The 24656-nt window shown below is 45.9% G+C and carries 19 protein-coding genes; 1 reads left to right on the top strand and 18 read right to left on the bottom strand.

The window, feature by feature from the left end:
• Positions 1-167 precede the first annotated feature (167 nt).
• The 11 genes from IQ457_RS06830 to IQ457_RS06780 all read right to left on the bottom strand — a co-directional run bounded on the left by IQ457_RS06830 (position 168) and on the right by IQ457_RS06780 (position 14097).
• Positions 168-1355, bottom strand: a complete 1188-nt coding sequence (locus tag IQ457_RS06830; protein ID WP_200662575.1) for an isovaleryl-CoA dehydrogenase — start codon at positions 1353-1355, stop codon at positions 168-170.
• A gap of 204 nt (positions 1356-1559) precedes the next feature.
• On the bottom strand, positions 1560-2480 hold the full coding sequence (locus tag IQ457_RS06825; RefSeq protein WP_200662574.1) for a hydroxymethylglutaryl-CoA lyase: 921 nt from the start codon (positions 2478-2480) through the stop codon (positions 1560-1562).
• A gap of 36 nt (positions 2481-2516) precedes the next feature.
• Positions 2517-4628, bottom strand: coding sequence for an acetyl/propionyl/methylcrotonyl-CoA carboxylase subunit alpha (locus IQ457_RS06820; protein WP_200662573.1), 2112 nt, complete (start codon positions 4626-4628; stop codon positions 2517-2519).
• A 56-nt stretch (positions 4629-4684) separates the two neighbouring features.
• Positions 4685-5491 (bottom strand): enoyl-CoA hydratase/isomerase family protein, encoded by an 807-nt coding sequence (locus tag IQ457_RS06815; protein ID WP_200662572.1) that lies wholly within the window; start codon positions 5489-5491, stop codon positions 4685-4687.
• Positions 5492-5543: 52 nt separating this feature from the next.
• Complete coding sequence (locus IQ457_RS06810; protein WP_200662571.1) at positions 5544-7154, bottom strand: carboxyl transferase domain-containing protein; 1611 nt, start codon at positions 7152-7154, stop codon at positions 5544-5546.
• 66 nt (positions 7155-7220) lie between these two features.
• A complete protein-coding gene (locus IQ457_RS06805; RefSeq protein ID WP_200662570.1) occupies positions 7221-8978 on the bottom strand; it encodes an AMP-binding protein in 1758 nt (585 codons plus the stop codon).
• A gap of 321 nt (positions 8979-9299) precedes the next feature.
• The gene (locus IQ457_RS06800) at positions 9300-10508 is read right to left on the bottom strand and encodes an FAD-dependent oxidoreductase (RefSeq protein ID WP_200662569.1); all 1209 of its coding nucleotides are present in this window, start codon (positions 10506-10508) and stop codon (positions 9300-9302) included.
• 186 nt (positions 10509-10694) lie between these two features.
• Entirely contained in the window at positions 10695-11414 is a 720-nt protein-coding gene (locus IQ457_RS06795) for an amino acid ABC transporter ATP-binding protein (protein ID WP_180952530.1), read from the bottom strand.
• A gap of 188 nt (positions 11415-11602) precedes the next feature.
• Complete coding sequence (locus IQ457_RS06790) at positions 11603-12274, bottom strand: ABC transporter permease subunit (protein ID WP_200662568.1); 672 nt, start codon at positions 12272-12274, stop codon at positions 11603-11605.
• Positions 12271-13017 carry an amino acid ABC transporter permease gene (locus tag IQ457_RS06785; protein ID WP_191691478.1) on the bottom strand — a complete coding sequence of 249 codons (747 nt, stop codon included), beginning with the start codon at positions 13015-13017 and terminating at the stop codon, positions 12271-12273. The genes IQ457_RS06790 and IQ457_RS06785 overlap by 4 nt, the downstream gene beginning before the upstream one ends.
• Positions 13018-13110: 93 nt before the next feature.
• Complete coding sequence (locus IQ457_RS06780) at positions 13111-14097, bottom strand: glutamate/aspartate ABC transporter substrate-binding protein (protein WP_200662567.1); 987 nt, start codon at positions 14095-14097, stop codon at positions 13111-13113.
• Positions 14098-14413: 316 nt separating this feature from the next.
• Between IQ457_RS06780 and hslO the strand changes: the two genes are divergently transcribed.
• Positions 14414-15391, top strand: a complete 978-nt coding sequence (gene hslO, locus IQ457_RS06775; RefSeq protein WP_200662566.1) for an Hsp33 family molecular chaperone HslO — start codon at positions 14414-14416, stop codon at positions 15389-15391.
• A gap of 102 nt (positions 15392-15493) precedes the next feature.
• Here the strand turns inward: hslO and IQ457_RS06770 are convergent, their stop codons facing one another.
• The 7 genes from IQ457_RS06770 to IQ457_RS06740 form a co-directional block, all read right to left on the bottom strand.
• Positions 15494-16963 carry an esterase/lipase family protein gene (locus tag IQ457_RS06770; protein ID WP_068405986.1) on the bottom strand — a complete coding sequence of 490 codons (1470 nt, stop codon included), beginning with the start codon at positions 16961-16963 and terminating at the stop codon, positions 15494-15496.
• A 230-nt stretch (positions 16964-17193) separates the two neighbouring features.
• Positions 17194-19395 (bottom strand): PhoX family protein, encoded by a 2202-nt coding sequence (locus IQ457_RS06765; protein WP_200662565.1) that lies wholly within the window; start codon positions 19393-19395, stop codon positions 17194-17196.
• Between the two features lie 280 nt (positions 19396-19675).
• Positions 19676-20305: a fumarylacetoacetate hydrolase family protein gene (locus tag IQ457_RS06760; RefSeq protein ID WP_446737534.1), complete on the bottom strand. Its 630-nt coding sequence runs from the start codon at positions 20303-20305 to the stop codon at positions 19676-19678.
• Positions 20306-20485: 180 nt separating this feature from the next.
• On the bottom strand, positions 20486-21211 hold the full coding sequence (locus tag IQ457_RS06755) for an ABC transporter permease (RefSeq protein WP_193031118.1): 726 nt from the start codon (positions 21209-21211) through the stop codon (positions 20486-20488).
• Between the two features lie 12 nt (positions 21212-21223).
• Positions 21224-21970 (bottom strand): ABC transporter permease subunit, encoded by a 747-nt coding sequence (locus IQ457_RS06750; RefSeq protein ID WP_200662563.1) that lies wholly within the window; start codon positions 21968-21970, stop codon positions 21224-21226.
• A gap of 623 nt (positions 21971-22593) precedes the next feature.
• Positions 22594-23553 (bottom strand): ABC transporter substrate-binding protein, encoded by a 960-nt coding sequence (locus tag IQ457_RS06745; protein WP_200662562.1) that lies wholly within the window; start codon positions 23551-23553, stop codon positions 22594-22596.
• A gap of 143 nt (positions 23554-23696) precedes the next feature.
• Positions 23697-24635: a transporter substrate-binding domain-containing protein gene (locus IQ457_RS06740; RefSeq protein WP_200662561.1), complete on the bottom strand. Its 939-nt coding sequence runs from the start codon at positions 24633-24635 to the stop codon at positions 23697-23699.
• Between the last annotated feature and the right edge of the window lie 21 nt (positions 24636-24656).

The raw sequence follows: 24656 nt of genomic DNA, 5'->3' as shown, positions 1-24656 counted from the left end.
ATCCATTTACGGTAATTGTCAACACACCCTAGTTTATTCGATTTAAAAACGATGTTAGGTGCTCATGGGATGATTTTTTTGCAGCCTATATCACGCCTGCGAACAGCAAGCAAGAAAAAATTAGCCCATGAGCAAGAGTTTAGTATATAAAGAACATTCTATAATCTCTACTTAGTCTCGTTAAATAGCTCACGGCCGATTAGCATCCGGCGAATCTCACTGGTACCCGCGCCAATCTCATACAACTTGGCATCACGCCAGTAACGGCCGAGTGGATACTCATTGGTGTAGCCATTACCGCCAAAGATTTGAATGCCCTCGCCTGCCATCCACGTGGCTTTTTCGGCACACCATAAAATCACACTGGCACAATCTTTGCGCACTTCTCTACTATGACCGGCACCGCGCTGATCGAGCATATCGAGATTTTTACCGACCGTATATAAGAAGCTACGCCCCGCCTGTAGGATGGTATACATATCGGCGACTTTACCTTGGATAAGCTGAAACTCACCAATCGCTTGTCCAAATTGCTTACGGTCATGGATATAAGGGACGACGTTGTCCATCACCGCTTGCATGATACCGATAGGACCTGCGGCCAATACCGCGCGCTCATAATCAAGACCACTCATCAGCACTTTGACGCCTTCACCAACGCCGCCCAAGATATTTTCTTTGGGCACTTCAACATTATCAAAGGTCATCTCACCAGTATGACTACCGCGCATGCCAAGCTTATCGAGCTTTTGCGCTGTACCAAAGCCTGCCATACCTTTTTCAACGATAAATGCAGTCATGCCTTTAGCGCCCAGCTCTGGACTGGTTTTGGCATAAACCACCATGACGTCAGCATCAGGACCATTGGTAATCCACATTTTGCTGCCGTTTAGCACATAATGACCGTCTTTTTCTTCGGCTTTGAGTTTCATGCTAACCACGTCTGAGCCAGCGCCCGGCTCACTCATCGCTAATGCGCCAATGAATTCACCACTGATGAGCTTGGGCAGATATTTTTGCTTTTGTTCCTCTGAGCCATTACGTTTGATTTGGTTGATACACAGGTTTGAATGCGCGCCATAGCTCAGTGCTACAGAGGCAGAAGCCCGGCTAATCTCTTCCATCGCCACCATATGCGCGACGTAACCCATATCAGATCCGCCGTACTCTTCAGGAACGGTAATACCATGCAGACCGAGCTCGCCCATTTTTTGCCATAAATCCATTGGGAACTCATCGCTGCTGTCGATTTCGCTTGCACGCGGGGCAATTTCTTTTGCCGCAAACTGCTGCACCACATCACGTAATGCATCAATATCTTCGCCAAGCTGAAAATTTAATCCAGGTAAACTCATAACCATTCCTTGTATGTAAAAGTTTTAAATCTTAAAAATTTAGATCCATTTAAAAAGAGACCATATAGCTGGTAAAAATTTTTATCGCTTGCTGTGCGACTGCGTCACTCCAGAGGCTTCAAAAAATTTATACCAGCTATCTATTTATTTATTTCTGTTCATTTATTTCTGTTCATTTAGCTTATGACTGGCTTTATTTTTTAGTTAAGACTGACGTTTATTAATCAGCGCACGTGCCACGCTTGAACCATTGCGCCGACCCAAGAATTCACTGATACGCTCGCCAGCTACCACCAATTTATCTAAATCAATGCCCGTGTGGATGCCCATACCGTGCAGCATATAAACGACGTCTTCGGTGGCGACATTGCCGGTTGCACCTTTGGCATACGGACAACCGCCAAGCCCAGCGACGGAGGTATCAAATTCACTGACGCCCATCTGCAAGGCGGCTAACGTATTACTGACGGCTTGACCATAAGTATCATGGAAATGCCCTGATAGCATAGCGATGTCGGCATATTCTAATGCAGCTTGTAGCGCACGCTGTACTTTTAATGGCGTACCAACACCAATGGTATCAGCGATACCAATCTGCTCAGCGCCAATCTCAACCAAACGCTTAGTGACATACGCCACTTGGCTAGGAGCAATCTCACCTTCATAAGGGCAACCGACTGTGCAAGAGATGACGCCGCGTACCTTTATGCCCTGCGCTTTTGCCGCAGCGGCAACGGGCGCAAAACGCTCAATGCTTTCGTCAATACTGCAATTGATGTTTTTTTGGCTAAAGGTTTCACTGGCTGAACCGAAAATGACGATTTCATCAGGACGATGGACAATAGCATTTTCAAAGCCACGCATATTGGGCACTAGGACTGAGTAGCACACCTCCGTCTGACGTGTAGGCGCTAGCGCGTCAAGTAGCGCGCTATTATCACCCATTTGCGGCACCCATTTTGGCGAAACAAAACTGGTCGCCTCGAGCTTTTTGACACCAGCAGCAATTAAATCATCGATCAGCGTTTGCTTAACTGCAGTCGGTACCGTCATGGACTCATTTTGCAGGCCATCACGTGGACTAACATCAACGATTCTGACGTGGTCTGGGTACGAATGGCTCATGGTTATTATCCTTTCATTGTTCTTATACTTCAGTTCTTAAGCTTCGCTAGCTTCAGTATCGATACGCAGTAGCTCGTCGCCATCGGTAACCAAATCACCCGCGGCAAATAATAATTCTGCCACCAACCCATCAGTCGGTGCGGTAATGGTATGTTCGATTTTCATCGCTTCGATAACGGCAAGTGGCTCGCCTTTTTTCACACTATCGCCAACAGCGACTTTAAAGGCGACGACCTGTCCTGGCATTGGTGATTTTAAGCTACCGACCGCCGCAGACTCTTCACCGACATGTGCCATGATATCAATAAGCGTAATCTCATCACGACCGCTATCGGTGAATACATAAACGGTTTCATTATCTGTCCAGCTCTGCGCGCTAATACGTACGCCATCTAGCCATAACGTATGATTATGCGCGTCAGTACTGTCATAGCTAATTTCACTTTCATAGACTTTTTCTGTCTGGGCGGCGACATTGGCATTGGTTTTTTCTTCGTTACTTGCGATTTCTTTTTCAATCACTAGGGTAAAGCTGCTGCTATTTTCAGCCCCTTTTTTACTTTCCGCACTATTTGCATTGTGCCAGTTGCTAATACGTGCTTGGTACGCCTGCTCATCATAAACCAAGCCAAACGAGCGCGTATAATCACTATAAGCACGGAAACCAGTCCGCTTACTAAATGGATCGATGTCTGACCCTTGTGCTGCGCCTTCACTAGCAAGCTGCTGCGTAATGGCAGTCACGACCAGCGTCGATAAATCAAGCGGATGCTGATTAAACAGCTCGTCCGCCTCACGCTCGATAAGCGCCGTATCAAGATTGGCTTGGCTAAACGACTCAGTATTAAGGATATAGCGCAAAAATGCCACGTTATTTGGCAAACCAACGATACGCGTTTGAGCGAGTGCGCGGTCGAGTTTCGCCAACGCTTGCTCGCGAGTCGGCGCATGGACGATAAGCTTCGCAATCATCGAATCGTAAAACGGGCTAATCACATCGCCTTCGCGCACGCCATCGTCGATACGTACATCGGTAATATTAAAGGTACTGTGCTCAGGCTTTTGATAGGTAAATAAAGTACCCGTCGCTGGCAAAAAGCCATTGTCAGGATTTTCAGCGCAGATACGCGCTTCAATCGCATGCCCATTAATCACCAGCTCGTTTTGCTTTTTCGGTAGCGGCTTACCTGCTGCGACCAATAGTTGCCATTCAACCAAATCGACACCCGAAATCGCTTCACTAACTGGATGCTCCACTTGCAGGCGGGTATTCATCTCCATAAAATAGAAATTCATCGCCCCTTCGCGCTGCTCAACGATAAATTCAACCGTACCTGCACCAAAATAATTGACCGCACGCGCCGCTTCGATTGCCGCTGTTCCCATCGCTTCACGCATGGCAGCGTCAACACCGGGTGCTGGCGCTTCCTCTAATACCTTTTGGTGGCGGCGCTGTACCGAGCAATCTCGCTCAAACAAATGCACATAATTACCATGCATATCGCCGAATACTTGGATTTCGATATGGCGAGGTTTTAGCGCGTATTTTTCGATCAACACTTGATCATTACCAAAACTGGTAATCGCTTCACGGCGACAGGAGTCTAGTAAGTCAATAAAATCGCTGCTATTTTCTACAATACGCATGCCTTTACCGCCGCCGCCTGCGCTGGCTTTAATTAAGACGGGATAACCGATACTGTCTGCTTGCTGTTGTAAAAACTGGGCATCTTGATTGTCACCATGATAACCCGGTATTAATGGCACGCCAGCCGCTTCCATCAAACGCTTGGACTCAGACTTGCCGCCCATCGCCCGAATCGCGTCGGCAGATGGTCCAATAAACATCAAACCTGCGTCCTGACAGGCCTGCGCAAAGTCGGCATTTTCACTTAAAAAACCATAGCCTGGATGGATTGCTTCTGCACCAACATCGAGGGCAATCGCAATAATCGCATCACCTTTAAGATAGCTGTCTTTTGGTGCAGAACCACCTAAATAAACCGCTTCATCACAGACAGCAACGTGCTTGGCGCCGCGGTCGGCATCAGAATAAACAGCGACGGTACGAACACCCAAACGCTTAGCAGTCGCAGCAACACGGCAAGCAATTTCACCACGGTTGGCGATTAGAATTTTAGAAAACATAACTATCCCTGTAACTTATCGTTTTTATTTATCGGTTTGACTATCATTTTTTGCTACTAGTCTGTCGTTAACCAATCAGGTTTACGCTTTTGCAAAAATGCTTGCACGCCTTCCTTTCCTTGCGCTGAGGAGCGAATATCAGCGATACCTTTTACCGTATCAGCAATCAGCTCATCGGTAATCGGTGCACCTGCGACTTCGTGCAATAAACGCTTGCAAGTCTTGACCGCATTGGGGCTATTATTAACCATCTTGGCGCATAAGGCTGCGACTGTGTCGTTAAGCGACTCTTCACTAACGCGCTCATGGATAAAGCCAAGCTGCCGTGCCTTTTTGGCATCAAAGACTTCCGCACTTAAAAAGTAGCGATGCGACGCTCTAGTCCCTAATGCTCTTACGACATACGGACTAATGGTGGCAGGGGCTAATCCCAGACGTACTTCGCTTAAGCAAAAATTGGCAATCTTCACGGCAATGGCCACATCGCAAACAGCCACTAGACCCATACCACCTGCATAGACATCGCCTTGAATCGCAGCCACCGTTGGCTTTGGACATTTATAGATAGTTTTGAGCATTTGCGCCAGTTTATCGGCATCGGCTAGATTTTCTTCATAGCTATAATCTGCCATCGCCCGCATCCAGTTCAAATCAGCACCAGCGCAAAACGCTTTACCCGCAGCTGCTAAAACGATGACACGCACATTATCATCAGCGCCAAGCGTGGTGAAAACCTCAGTCAGCTCGGCAATCATTTCATCGTTAAAGGCGTTACGTATTTCAGGACGGTTTAACGTTACCGTCGCGATATGCTGTTCAACATCGACCAATAAGCTTTTATAATTATTCAGATTTTTTTGCATAACCTTCTCTATTTTTATATACGTGAAATGCTTGCCCATGTTCCATTTAATGCTACATTCTAAAGACCCCAAATGTTGTCTCTTCAATCGGTGCGTTATAGGCAGCGCTAAGTCCAAGCGCCAATACGTTACGCGTATCGGCGGGGTCAATCACCCCATCATCCCAAAGACGTGCAGTCGCATAGTAAGGGTGACCTTGCTCTTCGTACATCTCAAGAATCGGCGCTTTAAATACTGCTTCGTCCTCGCTACTCCACTCTTCACCTTTACGGTCAAAATTATCACGCTTGACGGTTGCCAGTACCGAGGCTGCTTGCTCGCCGCCCATGACCGAGATACGCGCATTTGGCCACATCCATAGAAAGCGTGGACTATAAGCGCGGCCACACATGCCGTAGTTACCAGCACCAAATGAGCCACCAACGATGACGGTAAATTTTGGTACTTTCGCGTTGGCAACCGCCATGACCATTTTGGCGCCATGACGGGCAATACCTTCGTTTTCGTATTTACGACCGACCATAAAGCCAGTGATATTTTGCAAAAATACCAACGGAATTTTACGTTTACAGCACAGCTCGATGAAGTGTGTGCCTTTTTGCGCTGACTCACTAAAAAGAATTCCATTATTGGCGATAATACCTACTGGTATACCTTCGATATGGGCAAAACCGCAAACCAACGTGGTGCCAAAACGCGCTTTAAATTCATCAAACTCGCTATCATCGACAATACGAGCGATGATTTCTTTAATATCAAAAGGTTTGCGCTTATCAGTTGGAATGATGCCGTATAACTCTTTGGCATCATAGCGTGGTGGACGCGGTTTGATTTGATTGGGGATTTGCTTAGCAGGACGGTTTAAGTGGCTAACGATATTACGCGCTATCGATAGCGCATGGGTATCATTTTGCGCCAGATGATCGACCACCCCTGACAGACGCGTATGCACATCGCCGCCGCCTAAGTCTTCAGCGGTGACCTCTTCACCCGTTGCCGCTTTAACGAGTGGCGGACCGCCCAAAAAGATAGTCCCTTGCTCTTTGACAATGATAGATTCGTCACTCATCGCGGGCACATAAGCACCGCCTGCGGTACAACTACCCATAACCACAGCGATTTGCGGAATACCGGCCGCACTCAGGTTGGCTTGGTTAAAAAAGATACGGCCAAAGTCATCTTTATCAGGGAATACTTCGTCTTGATTGGGTAAGTTTGCACCGCCTGAATCGACCAAATACACGCAAGGTAAGTTATTTTCTTGGGCGATTTCTTGTGCACGTAAATGCTTTTTGACCGTCATCGGATAGTAAGTGCCGCCTTTTACGGTGGCATCATTACAGACGATCATACACTCAGTGCCGTTGATACGGCCGATACCGGCAATCACGCCCGCCGCTGGAATCTCTTCGCCATACATATCATGCGCTGCCATTGGTGCGACTTCTAAAAATGGCGTACCGACATCGAGCAGGCGCTCAACACGCTCACGAGGTAGCAGCTTGCCACGCGCTAAATGCTTGGCACGCGCGCGCTCTGAACCACCTTGAGCGACTTTACGCAGGTGCACATATAAGTCATCGACTATTTCTTGCATGGCGGCACGGTTTTGCTGAAAATCGGCAGCGTTCGGACTCAGTTTACTGGTTATGATAGCGCTCATGACATCCCTTTTTATACTTGTGTTTATTATTCAATAACTTCTTAAAATCTTAACGTATTTTCGTGACTACTCTAAACCCAGCTCTGCCTTCATCTGCTCGATAATTTTATACTTTTGGATTTTACCGGTGATGGTCATCGGGTACTCTTCAACAAAGCGATAATAAGTCGGCACTTTATAATGGGCGATATGCTCGCTACAGAATTGGCGCACTTCATCTTCGGTTAAGCAGCCCGGCTCTTTTGATATGATCAAAGCGGCAAGCACTTCTCCATAACGCTTATCTGGGATACCGACAACTTGGACGTCACGAATTTTCGGATGGCGATACAGATAGTTTTCGATCTCAACTGGGTAAATATTTTCACCGCCGCGAATGACCATATCTTTACTACGCCCAACGATTTTGACATAGCCGTCTTCATCCATCGTCGCCAAATCACCGGTATGCATCCAGCCGTCTTGTATCGCTTCACGGGTTTTAAAGCGGCTGCCCCAATAGCCTTTCATCACCGAATAACCACGCGTCAAAAGCTCGCCGGTTTTCCCTAAAGGTACAATCTCGCCCGTTTCAGTATCGACGACTTTGACCTCAAGCGCAGGCTGCACAAGCCCAACCGTCGATACTTGCTTCTCAAGCGGCGTATGCTCATTGGTCTGGCAAGAAACCGGACTGGTCTCGGTCATGCCGTAAGCAATGGTGACCTCTTTCATATGCATCTTATCAATGACGCGGCGCATGACTTCAATCGGACAGCTAGAGCCGGCCATGATGCCAGTCCGCAAGGTCGACAAATCAAATTTATCAAATTCAGGATGATCAAGCTCAGCGATAAACATCGTCGGTACGCCATGCAAAGCAGTACATTTCTCTTCTTCAACCGCTTGCAAGACTGACAATGGCTCAAAACCATCATTCGGATAAACGATACAACCGCCATGCGTTAATATCGCTAAGTTTCCAAGCACCATACCAAAGCAATGATATAAAGGCACAGGAATACACAGTCTATCTTCCTCAGTGAGATTCATGGCCTCACCGATAAAATAGCCGTTATTTAAAATATTACGGTGGCTTAAGGTCGCACCTTTTGGTGTACCTGTTGTGCCGCTGGTAAATTGCACATTAATCGCGTCGGTGTTTTTAAGCTGGGCTTGGCGCTCGGCGACGCGTGGATCATTGGCATCGCCTTCCGCCATCCATGCCGAAAACTTCTGCATAAAGTTAAACTCTTCATCAGAGTCTGGCTCATCAATCCAAATGATGCGCTCAATGGTTGGAATCTCAACCAAATCCAGCTGGGTATAATCTTTATGATAAATCTCAGGACATAGCTCACGAATCAGCTGCGCATAATCACTGCTTTTAAAATGGCGCATCAACACCAAGGCTGAGCAGCCAAGTTTATTTAACGCATATTGCAGCTCAAAGGTACGGTAGGCAGGGTTGATGTTAACGAGGATAACGCCGACTTTTGCGGTCGCTAATTGCATGAGCAGCCATTCGGCATTGTTGTGCGACCAGATACCGATACGATCGCCAATCTCAAGTCCCATCTCAATCATACTACTTGCCAGCTGATTAACCTGTTGTTGCAGCTGTTGATATGTCCAGCGGATATTTTGATGGCGGACGACCAGTGCTTCACGCTCCGGATATTTAGAAACAATCGCATCAAAGAAGTCGCCGATGGTCGCTTCAATCAGCGGTACATCAGGGCCTTTGTCATAGCTTTGAGTAAGCGGTGCATTTGCCGAGCGCGCACCCATATTTACGGTGGGAATATTATTTAGAATGCTATCGAAGTCAGAAACTTGAGTCATAACGAGTCCTTTCGTTTTACTTTTTACAGCACGCCTGAATGGTGCTAATTTTTCGCTTGTTCCTATTCTTTTTTCCTTGAACAGGTCTTAACAAGCATGAGCTACTATACCGCCTTAAATCGAAGGCTGTCAATCATAGTAATACATTATGTATCATTTAAATTAATTAATAAAAAGCATTACCCAGTAAAAGATAGCATAAAATCACGCGGTTATTATATGCAAAAAAGCCAGTTATGTATTGCTACACAGCTGGCTTTTAATAAGCATTAAGACTAGAATTTAAAGCTAAAAGTTAAACTTGCAATGGTTAAGCGTTGATTAAGATTTTACCATTGGCGGTGCTTTAATCGTTACCGTCGCAGTGATGGCATGGTTATCATCAAGCAAGTCCATAACCAGCTCGTCATCCGTTTCAGTAGTCACTTGCCAATTACCAGCAGCCTGCGGTACGCCAGTGACCATCACCGAAATGGCTTTATTTTTTAAGCGAATCATCGGCGGCTTATGATCGTAACCGCTGTGCTCGTGACCCAAAATATCATCAGCAATCGTCGCTGCCTGCGCACGTAACGGCGCTACATAACGACAGGCAACGCCGTTGATCGACATACAATCGCCAATCGCATACACATTGGACGCATGCGTACGTAACGTGGTGGCATCGACCACGATACCAGTGCGGCGATTGAACTCAACCCCAGCAGCAGTTGGTAATTTATCATCGACCGTCAAGCCCGTACTAGCAATCACATGATCAACGATTAATGGCTCTGGCTGCTGCGCCGCATCGCTGTCGGTAGCGGCAACTGGTGCATAGCTGACTTGCAATGTGCCATCATCATGACGCGTGACATTGGATACTTGATAACCGCCTAAAAAGTGAATCCCTTGCGATTTTATTGCTTTAGCAATACGCGCGGTCGCTTGTGCCGGTAGCATTTGCGAGAGCGGCGCGTCATTTAAGTCAATCAACGTCACTTCATGACCCGCTTTTAATAAATCCTCAGCAATCTCCGTCCCGACCATACCAGCGCCAACGATAGCAACACGCTGACTGCCCGCTGCCAGCTTTTCTTGCAGCTGCCCAAAACGCTCGATATGATTGACATGCCAAACCAAATCTTCAGGCAGACTTTTTGGAAAAATAGGATGGGCGCCCATTGCCAGCACCAGTTTGTCATAGCTAATAGTGGCGTAATTGGTATACACGGGGTCCGAGCGCAGTGCTGAGATAAGCTGTACCGTTTGGCTAGCAGGGTCGATATCGGTCACTTGCGTATTGGCAAGCAAATTGATATTTGCCGCCTTTGCCGCATCGCTACCGGTCGCCCGTACCAAATCCGCGGCGTTTTTCTGCTGGCTAATTGCCATGGTTAGCATGGGTTTATGATAACGGTCGCCATTATCAGCTGTGATTAAGGTGATGGGAATGTTTTTATCTTTTGCGCGAATGGCATCAATCACGTGCCAGCCTGCTAAGCCTGCGCCAATAATCACAATACCTGCTGATTGGTTTTCTACACTCATAATGACTCCGAAACACTATTTATTATTTGTTATGAATTTGGAATAGGATTAAAAACTGATGGCGTCTATTGTAGCAGCAAACAGGGAACACTTGTAAGCTGAGAGTAATGAACAAAAAGTAAAAGACATAAAAAAGCGCCTTTATTAAAGACGCTTTGATAGATACTTAAAACACCGTACTGAATTTCAATGATTGAGAATTTTTGATAAAAACAGCTGCGCGCGCTCACTTTTTGCGCCTTCAAAAAACTCATCCTTACTACAGTTTTCGACAATATGCCCTTCATCCATAAAAATAATCCGATTGGCCACCTGACTGGCAAAGCCCATTTCATGGGTCACGCACATCATGGTCATGCCATCGCGGGTCAACTCGACCATCACATCGAGCACTTCTTGAATCATCTCTGGGTCAAGTGCGGAAGTTGGCTCGTCAAATAGCATCGCAACCGGATCCATCGCCAAAGCACGGGCAATCGCTACCCGCTGCTGCTGTCCGCCTGATAGCTCGGCAGGGTATTTTGGCGCTTGAGCACTTAAGCCCACACGGTCAAGATAGGCCATGCCTTTTTTCTTAGCGTCGTCTTCTTTACGGCCCAGCACTTTGATTTGCGCGACCGTTAAGTTATCGATAATAGTCAAATGCGGAAACAGCTCAAAATGCTGAAACACCATGCCGACGCTACTACGCAGTTTGGGTAAATTGGTTTTTGCCGCGCCAACTGAGATACCATTGACCATGATATCGCCCTTTTGAAACGGCTCAAGCCCATTAACAGTTTTAATGAGGGTCGATTTGCCACTGCCCGATGGACCGCAAACGACAACGACATCGCCTTTATGCACATGCGCGGTACAGTCAGTTAATACCTGAAAATCACCATACCATTTGCTAACGTCAGTCATTTTGATGACTATCTCAGCGCTCGCATGACCATTGTCGGTGACCAGTCCGCCAAATTCATTTATATAGGTGTCAGCATTGTTTATCCCTGGCTCATTTATCCCTGACTCATTCATCGCTGGCTCCTAACCACTTTTTTCATCATTATTAAATGAAAGTCTTAATAGTAAAATACTGCGCCAAATTTAAATTAAAACCTTAAGCGTTTTTGCAATTGCTGCACGCCAATAGACGCGCTTAAGCTGATAATAAAATAAACTGCTCCGGCACCTAAAATGTAAGGCGTCAGTAAGCCCATCAGCTCACCACGGACGTAAGCGGCGCGGAAAAAATCCGTCAACCCAATGGCAAAAACCAGCGTTGTATCTTGGAATAAAATAATACATTGCTGCAAAATCAGCGGTAACATCTTGCGAAAAGCTTGCGGCAAAATCACCAAACGCATGGTTTGCCCATAGGTCATGCCAAGTGCCTTTGCGGCATTCACTTGCCCGCTACCGATAGATTGGATACCTGCGCGCACCACCTCTGAGAAGTACGCCGCTTCAAACATCATAAAGGCAACAACACACGAGGTAAACGCAGTATCGAGCTGTAAATATTTACCGGCTATCCAAAAATACATCATCGGTACGGCAAAATAAAACCACAGCAATACCAGTAGTAATGGCACAGAACGAAAGTAATTGACGTATAATTTAGCAGGAATTTCTAGCGCTTTGATGCCGGACAAGCGCATTAAAGCCAATATCGTCCCTAAGCTAATACCGCCTAAGATAGCGAGAAACAACACCTTTAAGGTGGTCAGCATACCGCCCATTAAGCCCGGATACGCCGTTGCAAGTTCGGTCATCATATTCATTTTTGACTCCCTGCAATCAGCCCAGGTACTCGTAATTTACGCTCAATCAATCCCATAATGGCAATGAGCGATAGATTAAAGACCAGATAAATAATGGTCGCATAAGTGTAAATCTCGAGGCTGTTTTGGGTATATTCACTGATGGTTTTGGTTTGGCTAATCAGCTCCATCACCCCGACAAGCGACGCTACCGACGCGTTTTTAAAACAGTTGGTGAGCTCCGAGCTTAGCGGTGGCAAAATAACACGAAATGCCTGCGGTAGTAGCACTTCTTTATACGCTTGCGGAATCGTAAAGCCGAGCGCATAAGCGGCATTGATTTGCCCTTCAGGTAAGGATTCGATACCGGTACGCACCTGCTCAACGATACGCGCGGCGGTAAATAATCCCAAACCAATACTGGCGGACAGCATGGCTGAGGTATTAGGCGACAAGTCTTTATACCACCACTCTTGTAGCGCAGGCGTCAGCCAACCGGGGGCGATATAAAACCAAAAGAATAATTGTACAAGAAGAGGAATATTACGAAAAAATGTCACATAAGCGGTACCAATACTACGCGCGCCCTTATTTGGCAAGGTACGCATGATGCCCAAAATAGTACCAATCACCATGGCAATTGCCCAAGCGATACTGCCAATCAATAACAGCCAGCCAAGACCGGTCACCATCCAATGCAGGTAAAGCTCATTACCGATACCGGTTTGCTCAAAGAGCACACCCCAGTTCCAGCTATAATTCATGATGGTCTCTCCAAGCCATGAGTAAAAAGCCAACGCCCCAGACTGATAAACAGCAGTCTGGGCGCGTCAGCAAGCTATGTTGAGGGACAAAAATTACTGAGCGGTTGCTTCTTTTGGCTGTGCGCTATCGTGTGGATTGGCAATCAAAGCTTTTAGATTGTCTGACATCTCAAAGTTTAGATTGACGTTTTTTGGCGGAATTGGGTTGGTAAACCACTTATCATAAATGCTATTAATCTCGCCTGAGCTAAAGACATTGGCAAGCGCTTCATCGACCACCGCTTTAAATTCAGGATCGTCTTTACGCATCATACAACCATAAATCTCAAACGATTGCGGCGTACCAACAATCACCCATTCATCTGGGTTTTTGGCTTTGGCTTTTTCACCGGCAAGTAGTACATCGTCCATCATAAAGGCATCGGCACGGCCGTTTTCTAGCATAAGGAAAGCTTCGCCATGGTCTTTTGCCGAGATGACATTGATGTCCATTTTATTTTTATCATTGTATTCACGAATATAACGCTCTGAGGTCGTACCAGCAGTCGTGACCAAAGTTTTACCTTTTAGGTCTTCAAAATCTTGAATACCAGAGTCTTTTTTGGTCAATAAACGCGTGCCAATTTCAAAGAAACCGTTTGAGAAGGCCACTTGTTTTTGGCGCTCTTCGTTATTGGTGGTTGAGCCACATTCAAAATCAACCGTGCCGTTTTGCACTAGCGGAATACGCGTTTGCGAAGTAATCAAGTTATAACGAATTTTTAAATCCGGCATATTAAGCTTTTCTTTTACCGCATCGACCACTTTCATTTCTAAATCGTGCGCATAGCCAATCGGCTGGTTTGGATCGTCAGCGATGTAAGAAAAGGGAATAGAAGAGTCTCGGTGACCGACCACGATAGTGCCCGATTCTTTGATCTTTTGTAGCGTACCGTTGGTATTTTCTGCCGCTTCTGTCGTTGTCGCTGTGCCATCTGCTGGCGGCGCTTCGGTGTTGGTTTGATTGCTATTATTGCAGCCTGCTAGGCCAAGTGCCATAAAGGCAACCAACGTTAGAGGTTTTGAGATTAAGTAGGTCATGAGATACATCCTTTTATCACATTTATACAAACTAGGGGGGACTTTGACGGTATTTGCGCCATTATTTGACTTTATATAAGCCCTTGGTTGACTTTTCCGTCATGCATCCATGCTGTTGCTTTAAGTTATCACTATGCAACTTAATGTTACTGTACAACAATTTGCACGATGCGGGTAAACTTTTTTTAATGCGACTGATATTTTACAGATTTCGTTTAACAATCATTTAAATTACGCCAATAACTAAACCGCTATGATTGATAAATAACCATTAATCCCCATAAAGTTAACAACTTCTTAATACTAGTTATGACCTATGACCCAAGATACTCAAGTCCCAAATATTAATCAACAAGCGAGCAGCCACCGCGATAATGACGTACGCCAACGCTTTTTTATCGAAGACTCACCGGTGCGCGGCGATGTGGTGCGCCTATCGCGCAGCTATGCGACGACAATTGCCCAAAAAGCTTATCCTGAAGCCATTAAGCGCTTATTAGGTGAGATGCTGACGGCGGCAAGCTTGTTGATCAGTACCGTTAAAATTAATGGTCGCTTATCGATTCAATTGCAATCATCAGATAGCGACAGTTTGCTCAATTGGGCGATGGCAGAGTGCGACCAAGACGGTATCATTCGCGCCCTTGCCAGCTGGAAAAGCGACACCGACGAGCAAGTGCAAGCGTGGGAAAATATGATCCATGCAAAAGACGCCTTTGCTGAGCTCGGCGCTGCTGGTCAAGGCGTGTTGTTTATCAATATCCAGCCTGATGGCGGCGAGCCGTATCAAGGTATCGTTGAGCGTAGCCATGACAACTTAGCGGATTGCTTAGCGCATTATCAAAAACAATCGGCGCAGATTCCAACGCTGATCAATCTGGCATCCGATGGTTTGCAAGCCGGTGGTATCTTGGTGCAAATGCTACCTCGTACCGCAGCCGAAACCTATGAAGTCGAGCAAAACCAAGATGCTGGTATCGATGATGACTTGTGGACACGCTTAAGTGTGCTCACGCGCACGCTAAAAGCAGAAGAGCTGACCACGCTTGATGCCAATGAAATCCTGTACCGTTTATATAATGAAGAAAAAGTCGTTGCCCCTGAGCCTGTAGCGTTATCGTTTGGCTGCACCTGCTCACGCGAGAAGTGTGAGATGGCCATCGAGCAAATCGGCGAAACCGAAGCGTTAGATATCGTGGACGAACAAGGCGGTACGTTTGAGATGGACTGCGGATTTTGCGGTGCAGTCTACAAATTTGATAAAGACGATGTAGCGGCTATTTTCGCTGAGTAATCTTTAATTTTACTTCTGTTAATTAAAAACCCTCAAGTATGATGCTTGAGGGTTTTTCGTTTTTATAATTTTATTGATAATAACATTCATAGTGTTAACACCTTAAATCTCGACCTCGTAATCTATCGGATAAGAATAGATACGGCTATCAAGCCCATATTTGGCGTCATGCGCGTCGCCTAATCTATTGGCTGATAACCAAGAAATCACTTGCGCAAGCACCCGATCGTTATAAGTTAAATTCATATGATTGACGCCATAAAATATCGCCTTATGACCTTCAGGTACGCTCAATGTGTGCTCTTCGGTATATTCGCCAAGCGCCGACTCTACTGACACCAGCCCATCACCCAATAAGCTGGTGGTTTTATTTTCATAATGGGTTTCAATCAACGCCGCTGCGACCAGATAAGTATTGACGTGCAGCGGTAGGCGCGTCGGATGACGAAACTCTGCCGGTAGCACGCTGCGCTCCTCTAAAGATTTCCAATCGGCATCGCGAATACTGCCATAACGCAAATCGATAATACCAGCGCTACGTAAGTCGCCCAGTTTCGCCAATGACCCAGCAAAAGGCAGCTTAGCGATTTTATATTGCACAAAATTGCCAATCTGCTCCAAACTTGCGCCATGATGCGGTGTACCTAAAGTCACCAAATTACCCACACGCTCAACCCAGCTGAATCCCTGCTCTTTACCATAAAACAGCGCGCTACGGCTCAGCAGGCCGCCCATACTATGGCCGATTAAATCAAGCTGGGTAATGTCTGGATTGCTTTCGACCAAATCTTGCAAGACTTTAGCAAAGCTACGCCCATTACTGGAGATACGCCGACCGGTATTATAGTTCAAATATAAAACTGTACTGTCTGGCAACTTGTGGGTCAGCATAGCACCGAGATTATTTTCGCCCGCAACTTGCCAGCTTAAATGACTCAAACAAAGCCCATGACACAAAACAATTACTCGCCCCGATAGTGCGCCACTTTGCACATAATTGTCTTTATCGTATAGCATCATCGACACGGCCAACGGATTGTCATGGGTGACAAGGTGGTCGCCCATCACGCCATTTAGGATATTGACCATACGGCGTAGGTTTAAGGGCAATGGTTGTATTTTTTTGGGTTTTAAAACCGTGTTATACAAACGTAGCCCTATGGCAATATTGTTGCCGACCAATTGCATCGCTTGACGCACCGTACCATAAATGCGCCCGGTGATACCGCGCTGCCAGTGCTCAAGATTACCATTATTAAACCGCCCCAAAGGACGCAGCAAAATCTCACGGTGGATAGCTTCGACAATATCCGTTACTTCCACGACACCCATAGTAGCAAGCTGCGCCAAGCCTTCAAAAAAATCCACCAAAGAGATTGGTTGATGCGGTTTTATCACACTGTTATCGACATTTTTGGCGATCAGCTCATCGACATAAATATAGTCAAGTTCTGCTAGCGCTTCATAGACATCGTCTTGAAAGTCTGCTTTTGCGCTCAATTCACCATCAGAGGGACGCCGAGTGGTCGCAAATAAATCGTGTATGGTTTCTATAGGTCTTGGATTGGGCATAGTGTTGCTACAGCAAGCGATTAAGGGTAATTGCCATACTAGCCTGTAAATGCCATAAACAGAAGAAAATGATTTAACTATCAGGTATTTTTATGGTTAAAAAAACAGGGAACTATAAAATATCGAAACTTACCCATTAGTAGCTATCGCCTACAACACAAAAATCCTAAAGCCATGACTTAGGATTTTTATGTTTGTTCAGACGTATCATTACTCATGCAAATAGTTAACTAGACAAAGGATTCTGCCAGTATGACGTCACCATCTTCGCGTGTAATCATAACTGTCGCTGAGCGCGGGGTACTACCGCCAGCCACTGCTCCCCATGTATTACCCGGATGCTGAATATTAATAAACAAGGTTTTAAAGTCTGGCGTCATCGTGATACCTGTGACTTCACATCCCTCCGGACCGACAAAAAATCGTTTGATGTTATCATTGCTGGCAGGCATACCGACTCGGGTTTGTTGCCCTACTGACGTGGTTTGAATGGCGCCATCGCTTACATTACCCGGTAGCGCTGCCAGTAACATACAGCTGCTAGTATCGGTATAAGCGCCGTCGTCTGTTTGAATCCATAAAACGCCGCGTGGATCGAAGTATAAGCCATCGGGAGAAGAAAAATCATTACTGTCATTTAATTGCGATAAATTTTCTGCTACTAAATCATTCGGTGCAGCAAATAAATAAATGTCCCAGTCAAAACTGGTTGCCGCATGATCACCGCCCGCTTCTGCCCAGCGAATGATATGGCCGTTGTCATTGCCACGCGCTTTGCCGCCAGTATTATAGCTGCGCGGATTGGACGCCGACACTGGCTGATCATCTCGTACACCACGATATTTATTATTGGTCAAAGTCACATACACTTCACCCGTTATCGGGCTGACCGATACCCATTCTGGTCGATCCATTTTGGTTGCACCGACTGCATCTGCTGCCGCGCGAGCAAAGACCAATACTTCATCTTGTCCATGAAAAGGCAGCTCGCTGTTCGAAGCATCCAGTCCATTTTGACCATGAATCAACGCTTTCCATTCACCGCGACCATTTTCATTAAAAATGGCAACATAGAGCGTGCCCTCATTCAAATACTTGTCACCAGCTTTTAATCCACCACCGATATCAGCATTTGACCATGTGGCTTTAGAGACGAATTTATAAATATATTCACCGCGAGCATCATCGCCCATATAAAACACCACCGGTTTGCCTTGTTCAACGGGAGCATAAGCACAGTTTTCATGAGCAAAACGTCCCAGTGCCGTGCGCTTTTGGGGCATGGAACTTTGATCAAAAGGATCAATTTCGGTGATATAACCAAAGGTATTAAAACCATTTCGATAATCGTCAGTAGCGCTAGCACTAGTAGCAGTCATATCCCAGCGTGAAAACTCGTCTACGATCTTGGCATCTTTGGCATCAGGGGTGTGCCAAAGATATTCAAAGCCAGAGAAATTTTCCGTTGCGCCATAGCGCTCGCGACCATAATTTTGTCCTGCGCTCAGCTGACTGGCATCTTGCCCACGGGCAAACACCCCTAAAAAATTCTCTTCGGTGGTCAGATAGGTACCCCATGGTGATAAGCCTGCGCCGCAATTGTTGTTGATGCCGCGAGTTTGAAAGCCTGTTGGGTCAAACTTGGTCTTGACCAAATCAGAGCCTGCAACAGGACCCGCTAGTTGCGTGGTTGTACTGCTGGTGATACGGCGATTGTATTTTGAATTGGGGACCATCTCATAGCCCATGCCATCGGCGCGGCGCTTCATCTCAACCACTGCTACCCCATGACAATTGACCTCACGACGTACGTCGCTTGCAAGTCGACGATTTTGGAAGATTGGCGCAGCATTTTTATCTTGGATCACATGGTAACCAAATGGGCTCAGCTCGCTGCTATTGACGTATTCATGATTCATGACCAGTAGTCCATTCTCTGATGCTTTGGCATCATAGGCAGTGCCCTTTTTGCCAAAGAACCACATGCCATCATGGTTATCACCCATACGCCATTCGAAGGATTCAGCTGACTGCTCGCGATTGTCTTTCCAATCATCAATGCCAGATATCAGCGGCGTGCCTAGAGGCAGTATCATCTCAGCCTTATAGCCTGCCGCCACGCTCATGGTTTCGGCAGTCGAATGCGCCACTGCGGTAAACTTCAAAGTTTCGGGACGCTTGAGATCACCTTGTGCAGGGATAGCAGCATCATTGCCATTATTTTTGGTAGGAATACTATCGTCATCGTCGCTACAGCCAACTAAAGGTAGCGCTCCAAAAAACGCCGCCGCTGTCAATCCTGTGCCACCTTTTAGGATACTACGCCGATTTAAACGGCGACTAATAATGGTTTGAAAATCAATATTGTTGCTCGGATTAGAATCTTCAACGACTTCATGGGCAAGCGGTTGTTTGTTATTCAATAATGTCATTATCAGTCACCTTGCTGTTAGGCTTGATTGGCATGAGAGAGTTGATTGCAGTCTTGTAATTGCAATCACCAAAATACGAATTATGCCTAATTCTACTGAGTGTTTATGACAGTACGTTGAAAACCAAATGCCGATTTGATAGTTATTTAATGATAAGCTTAGGATAAATGACTATCACCACTGATAAGCCAAAAAAATCCCAAGCGTTCACTTGGGATTTTTTGATAGCGTTAAGCATTAATGCCTTTACAGATTAATAGGTGATAGCTGTGATAAAAACTTATTTAACTTCTGTCTGCCACTGATGAGCGCCTAGTTTTAAAGTCAATACATCACCCGCATGTAAAGCGCCAACGCCGCTTGGCGTCCCGGTCATAATGACGTCGCCCGCTTGCAAACTAAAAGCATGACTGATATTAACCAATAACTCATAAACGGGAAATAGCATCAAGGCACTATCGCCGTCTTGCTTAAGTTCGTTATTAATATTCAGCTGATAATGGACGTTTCTGAAGTCACCAAAGGCATTTGCATCGAGCCAGTCAGCAAGCACACAAGCGCCATCAAAGCACTTAGCGCGCTCCCAAGGATGACCTTTTTCTTTCAGCTCAGTTTGTAGCTCACGCAAGGTCAAATCAAGCCCTAATGTCACGCCACCAATAGCTTGTTTCGCCTCTACAAGCGTGGCTTTTGATAAGTCTGTTGCCAGCTGAATACAAAGCTCAGCTTCATAGTGGGTTTCGCCAAAGATGGCAGGGTTTGGGCGCTCAACGCACTGATGGATAGATACCACCGAAGAGGCAGGTTTTATAAATAGCATCGGCGCGCTAGGCACTTCATTGCCCAACTCCTCTGCATGCGCCGCATAGTTGCGCCCGACACAGACGACTTTACCGATAGAAGTACGCAGACATTTGCTATTATCAATGCTGGTATCACTATTGGTATCAGTGGTGCCAGCAGTATCTTTCACATTACCAATAATAGCGTTGGCGATGGACATATGGGGCGATGAGCTCATACTATTTCCTTACGGCATGTTTTTGACATTTATGAACACTATAGCTTTTTTATTTTGCCGTGCCTACTTTTAAGGAATGGTATTGGTAACCACGTCTGGCGGCACATAGCTGGCGTGACGATTCATACGTTTTTCAAACAATCTAAAGCTAAATAAAATCACCCACGACAGCAGCAGATAAACGACACCGGCCGCAAAGAACAATTCCATCAAGGTATAAGTACGCGCACTAATCGTACGCGCAACGCCCGTGATATCCATCAACGCAATGGTGGATGCCAGCGCGCTTCCCTTTAGCATAAAGATAACTTCGTTACTGTAGGCAGGAATCACAATACCAAAAGCGCGCGGTAAGGTAATACGCGTCAGCTTCTGCCATTTTGACATGCCAATGGCATCGGCGGCTTCAAGCTCGCCCACAGGAATATTTTGGATTGCACCGCGAATAATCTCTGCCAAATAGGCGCTAGTATTGAGGGTAAAGGCGATGATGGCACACCAATAAGCTTGGCTAAGTACCGGCTCCCATAAGAACGAGTTACGTACCGCTTCGAACTGCCCAAGCCCGTAATAAATCAAAAATATCTGTACCAATAGCGGCGTGCCACGGAAAAAGAAGATATATAAAAATGGCAAAACTTGCACCAGCCAATTTTTGGACAGGCGCAATAATGCCAAAATCAAACCAAAAAACAACCCAATAATACCCGAGAAAACAACGAGCTGAACGGTCAATACCGCGCCACCCATTAAATCAGGGATATGGTCAAAAATGACCTGCCAATTCCAATCCATAGTATCTCTCCTCTACCCTATGGTCGATTGACTTTGAGTGGTTTGATGGTGGTTTTGACGGCTGAGCTTTTTAGCATAACGCGCCGCCGGATTGGCACGCCACTCAAGCCACATCATAAAACCGGTAATCAACATGGTCAGACCCAAATAAATAATCGCCGCGGCCATATAAAAGGTGAACGGCTGCTGTGTCGACTGTGCCGCGCGCGACGATTGATACATGATATCTTTTAGACCGACGACCGACACCAAGGCCGTATCTTTGAGCAATACCAAAAACAAATTGCCGAGACCTGGCAGTGCAATCTGCCAGACTTGCGGCAAGGTAATACGATAAAAAGTCTGAAAAGGTCGCATGCCAATCGCTTGCGCCGCCTCTCTTTGCCCTACCGGAATCTCTTGAATGGACATACGAAAAATTTCGGTCGCGTACGCACCAAAGGCAATTGATAACGCCATGACCCCGCCCCAAAACGCGCTAATCTCGATATAGTCGTTATAGCCGAACTTTTTGAGGATACTCATGAGCAATATCGAGCCGCCGTAATAAATAAACAGCACCAATAACAGCTCAGGGATGCCGCGCATCGTGGCAGTATAGACCGTCGCAAGCTTACGTAGCAGCCAGACATTGGACATCTTGGCCGTCGCGCCAAGCAGGCCTAACGCCATACCTATGACCAAACTGGTCAGCGCCAGCTTTATAGTGACGGTAGCGCCGCTTAGTAATAGCGCGCCAAATCCTTGTAAATCAAACACAATTATCCACTCAGTCTCTTTATATTAGCAAGTTGCAAAATATGAGTTAAAAGAATCAGCATCAATAGCTGAGCGCTGCGCATAGTCGTATGACAAACCGCATAGATGGCGGTTTTTTGCGTCATAGAATGACGTGATATTCATACGATTACGGCGGCGGAAATTGACACAGTAGAAATGAGCGCTGATTTTATCATATTCGCTGCCAGCTATGTTAATACTCACGCATAAAAGCGCTGCCTAAATAGATACTTATCAGGATAAATAGCCTATAAATCAGTGATATCTGATAAAAGTTGACCCTTCATAATGCATAAAATTGTGGTTATTCTTTGAGTATTGTGATTATTCTTTGAATAAGGAATCATGATAATCATTTTTAAACAAAATCGATAGAATAATAACCAGATGCGAGTAGGATAAATTTTTCTTGCTTGCTGTGCGCTTTGCACTCCAGAGGCTTCGAAAAATTTATCCTACTCGCCCTGTATTGGTTGTAAAGTAACCCTATTATTAAAGCAAAAAAGACATCACCCTGATGGTAATGTCTTTTTGCTTTTATGACTTCACGTTTACCGCTAAATAGGGAAAACCGTGATTAATATAACAATGATAATAAGCGCTTATTGCGCTGCATTTTCTACCGTTGGTTCGGTTGATACTGTCTCAGTGGTTGCCGCCTTTGCTGGTACGGCAAAATATTTTTGATTGATTTTATCATACGTACCATTGGACTTTAGATTGGCCAAAGATTTATTGATTTTGGCTTGCAAAGCTTCGTCATTAGGACGTACGGCAATTGCAAAATTATCATTGATATCTATCTCATCGCCTTTGATTGCATAATTGCTGCCTGATGCTGAGCCAAGCCATTCAAGTGCGGGCAATTTGTCCGATATCATGGCATCAACGCGACCAGAACCCAAATCCAAAAAGGCATTACTCAAGGTATCATAAAGCTTCATATCAGCTTTTGGATAGGCATTTTCTAACCACTGCGAAGAGATGGTCGAGCGCTGGGCGGCAATAGAATGGGCATTGATATCGCTGCTATTGGCAGGATCAAAGCTGCTGTCTTTTTTGGCTAAAAATACCAAGGCATTGCTAAAGTACGGATCGGTAAAAGCCACTTGCTTTGCACGCTCTGGCGTGACCGACATCGCCGCGACGATGGCATCATATTTACCCGCTTTAAGCCCAGGAATAATACCGTCCCAATCTTGCGCTATGATTTCACAGGTCATCTGCAAATCGTCACAAATAGCATTGGCGATTTCAACATCGAAGCCTCCAAGCGTGCCATCGGCATTGGTATAATTAAAAGGGGCATAAGCGCCTTCGGTGCCGATACGTAGTATATTACCATCGTCGCTCGCAGCGCTATTATTATCAGCCGCTTCTGACGTTTTAGTCGTCTCTGCGCTTGCGCTTTCGTTAGTCTCATTTTGACCATTACTACAGCCCGCTAAAGCCAACAATGCCGCTAGGGCTAGCATCGATTTTGTCTTTAACAAGTGCTTACTGGCGGATGAGGTGGCAGAGGGCGTACTAGGAATAGGGGCTAAAAGAAGATAGTTGCTCATAATCATCCTTGATGTTGTTATTTGACATTATTAATTGGCATTGGTACTTTGGAAAGTATTGTAGATGGCATAAAGCACGCTTTAATTAAAACGTGCTTTATTAAAATCAGCGCTTATCTAATAGATTATGAGAGACAGCTCTATTAATTAGTCGCCGTTTCTGCTTGCTCTTCTTTGGCTATTACTGCATTGGCATCGACATTACCATCATCAACGACCACCACTTCTTTGACGCCATCAGTCGCTACTGCTTTTTGCGCCGCCGCTGTTGAGCTGGTACCAAAATAACTGCCTGTGATTTGGTCGTAAGTGCCGTTGTCTTTTAGTTCAGCCAAAGCTTTATTAAACTTGGCAACCAATGGATCGCCTTTACGAAAGGCAATACCCATCGCATCATCGCTGGTGCTGATTTCTTGACCTTTGACTTCGTAGTCTTTACCGGCGTCGGTTTTTAGCCAGTCAATACCAGTGACTTTATCAGACATCATGGCGCGCACGCGACCTGAGGTTAGGTCTAGATAAGCGTTGTCTTGAGTGTCATAAAGCTTGATGTCAGAGTCGGCATGTTTTTCTTGTAGATATTGTGACGCAACCGTCGAGCGCTGTGAGGCAACTGGCTGACCTTTTAGGCCATCGACGGTAATATCATCGCCTTTTTTACCAATGAGGATGATACCAGTATGAAAGTACGGGTCGCTAAATTCTACGACTTCTTTACGCTCAGGGGTGATTGACATACCAGCAATGGCGGCATCAAATTTCTGCGCATTTAGCCCTGGAATGAGGCCGTCCCAATCTTGCGAGATAACTTCACATTCAGCTTTCATTTGCGCACATAAGGCGTCTACCAGCTCAATCTCGTAGCCGATTAATTTGCCATCGGCGTCGGTATAGCTAAAAGGCTTATAGCTCGATTCTGTGGCGATTTTTATATGTAACGGTGCGTCGCTTGTAGCAGCGGCGTCCGTATTTTCTGTAGGCGTTGAGCTGTTGTTACAAGCAGCAAGCATCAGCATCGCTGCACTAAGCGGCGCAAGCCATAGCGCTTTTTTGCTCATTGATGAGGTCATTGAAGTGATCATAGAGGTTATTCCTTAATATAT

The sequence above is a fragment of the Psychrobacter sp. M9-54-1 genome (assembly GCF_016613355.1).
Lineage (GTDB): Bacteria > Pseudomonadota > Gammaproteobacteria > Pseudomonadales > Moraxellaceae > Psychrobacter > Psychrobacter faecalis.
Note: the sequence above shows the minus strand (reverse complement) of the source record. Positions and strands in the feature narration are given on the sequence as shown.

Bases quoted from the DNA above. Each gene is read 5' to 3' on its own strand.
- IQ457_RS06830 (WP_200662575.1), bottom strand. From the start codon at position 1,355: ATGAGTTTACCTGGATTAAATTTTCAGCTTGGCGAAGATATTGATGCA.
- IQ457_RS06825 (WP_200662574.1), bottom strand. From the start codon at position 2,480: ATGAGCCATTCGTACCCAGACCACGTCAGAATCGTTGATGTTAGTCCA.
- IQ457_RS06820 (WP_200662573.1), bottom strand. From the start codon at position 4,628: ATGTTTTCTAAAATTCTAATCGCCAACCGTGGTGAAATTGCTTGCCGT.
- IQ457_RS06815 (WP_200662572.1), bottom strand. From the start codon at position 5,491: ATGCAAAAAAATCTGAATAATTATAAAAGCTTATTGGTCGATGTTGAA.
- IQ457_RS06810 (WP_200662571.1), bottom strand. From the start codon at position 7,154: ATGAGCGCTATCATAACCAGTAAACTGAGTCCGAACGCTGCCGATTTT.
- IQ457_RS06805 (WP_200662570.1), bottom strand. From the start codon at position 8,978: ATGACTCAAGTTTCTGACTTCGATAGCATTCTAAATAATATTCCCACC.
- IQ457_RS06800 (WP_200662569.1), bottom strand. From the start codon at position 10,508: ATGAGTGTAGAAAACCAATCAGCAGGTATTGTGATTATTGGCGCAGGC.
- IQ457_RS06795 (WP_180952530.1), bottom strand. From the start codon at position 11,414: ATGACTGACGTTAGCAAATGGTATGGTGATTTTCAGGTATTAACTGAC.
- IQ457_RS06790 (WP_200662568.1), bottom strand. From the start codon at position 12,274: ATGAATATGATGACCGAACTTGCAACGGCGTATCCGGGCTTAATGGGC.
- IQ457_RS06785 (WP_191691478.1), bottom strand. From the start codon at position 13,017: ATGAATTATAGCTGGAACTGGGGTGTGCTCTTTGAGCAAACCGGTATC.
- IQ457_RS06780 (WP_200662567.1), bottom strand. From the start codon at position 14,097: ATGACCTACTTAATCTCAAAACCTCTAACGTTGGTTGCCTTTATGGCA.
- hslO (WP_200662566.1), top strand. From the start codon at position 14,414: ATGACCCAAGATACTCAAGTCCCAAATATTAATCAACAAGCGAGCAGC.
- IQ457_RS06770 (WP_068405986.1), bottom strand. From the start codon at position 16,963: ATGCCCAATCCAAGACCTATAGAAACCATACACGATTTATTTGCGACC.
- IQ457_RS06765 (WP_200662565.1), bottom strand. From the start codon at position 19,395: ATGACATTATTGAATAACAAACAACCGCTTGCCCATGAAGTCGTTGAA.
- IQ457_RS06755 (WP_193031118.1), bottom strand. From the start codon at position 21,211: ATGGATTGGAATTGGCAGGTCATTTTTGACCATATCCCTGATTTAATG.
- IQ457_RS06745 (WP_200662562.1), bottom strand. From the start codon at position 23,553: ATGAGCAACTATCTTCTTTTAGCCCCTATTCCTAGTACGCCCTCTGCC.
- IQ457_RS06740 (WP_200662561.1), bottom strand. From the start codon at position 24,635: ATGATCACTTCAATGACCTCATCAATGAGCAAAAAAGCGCTATGGCTT.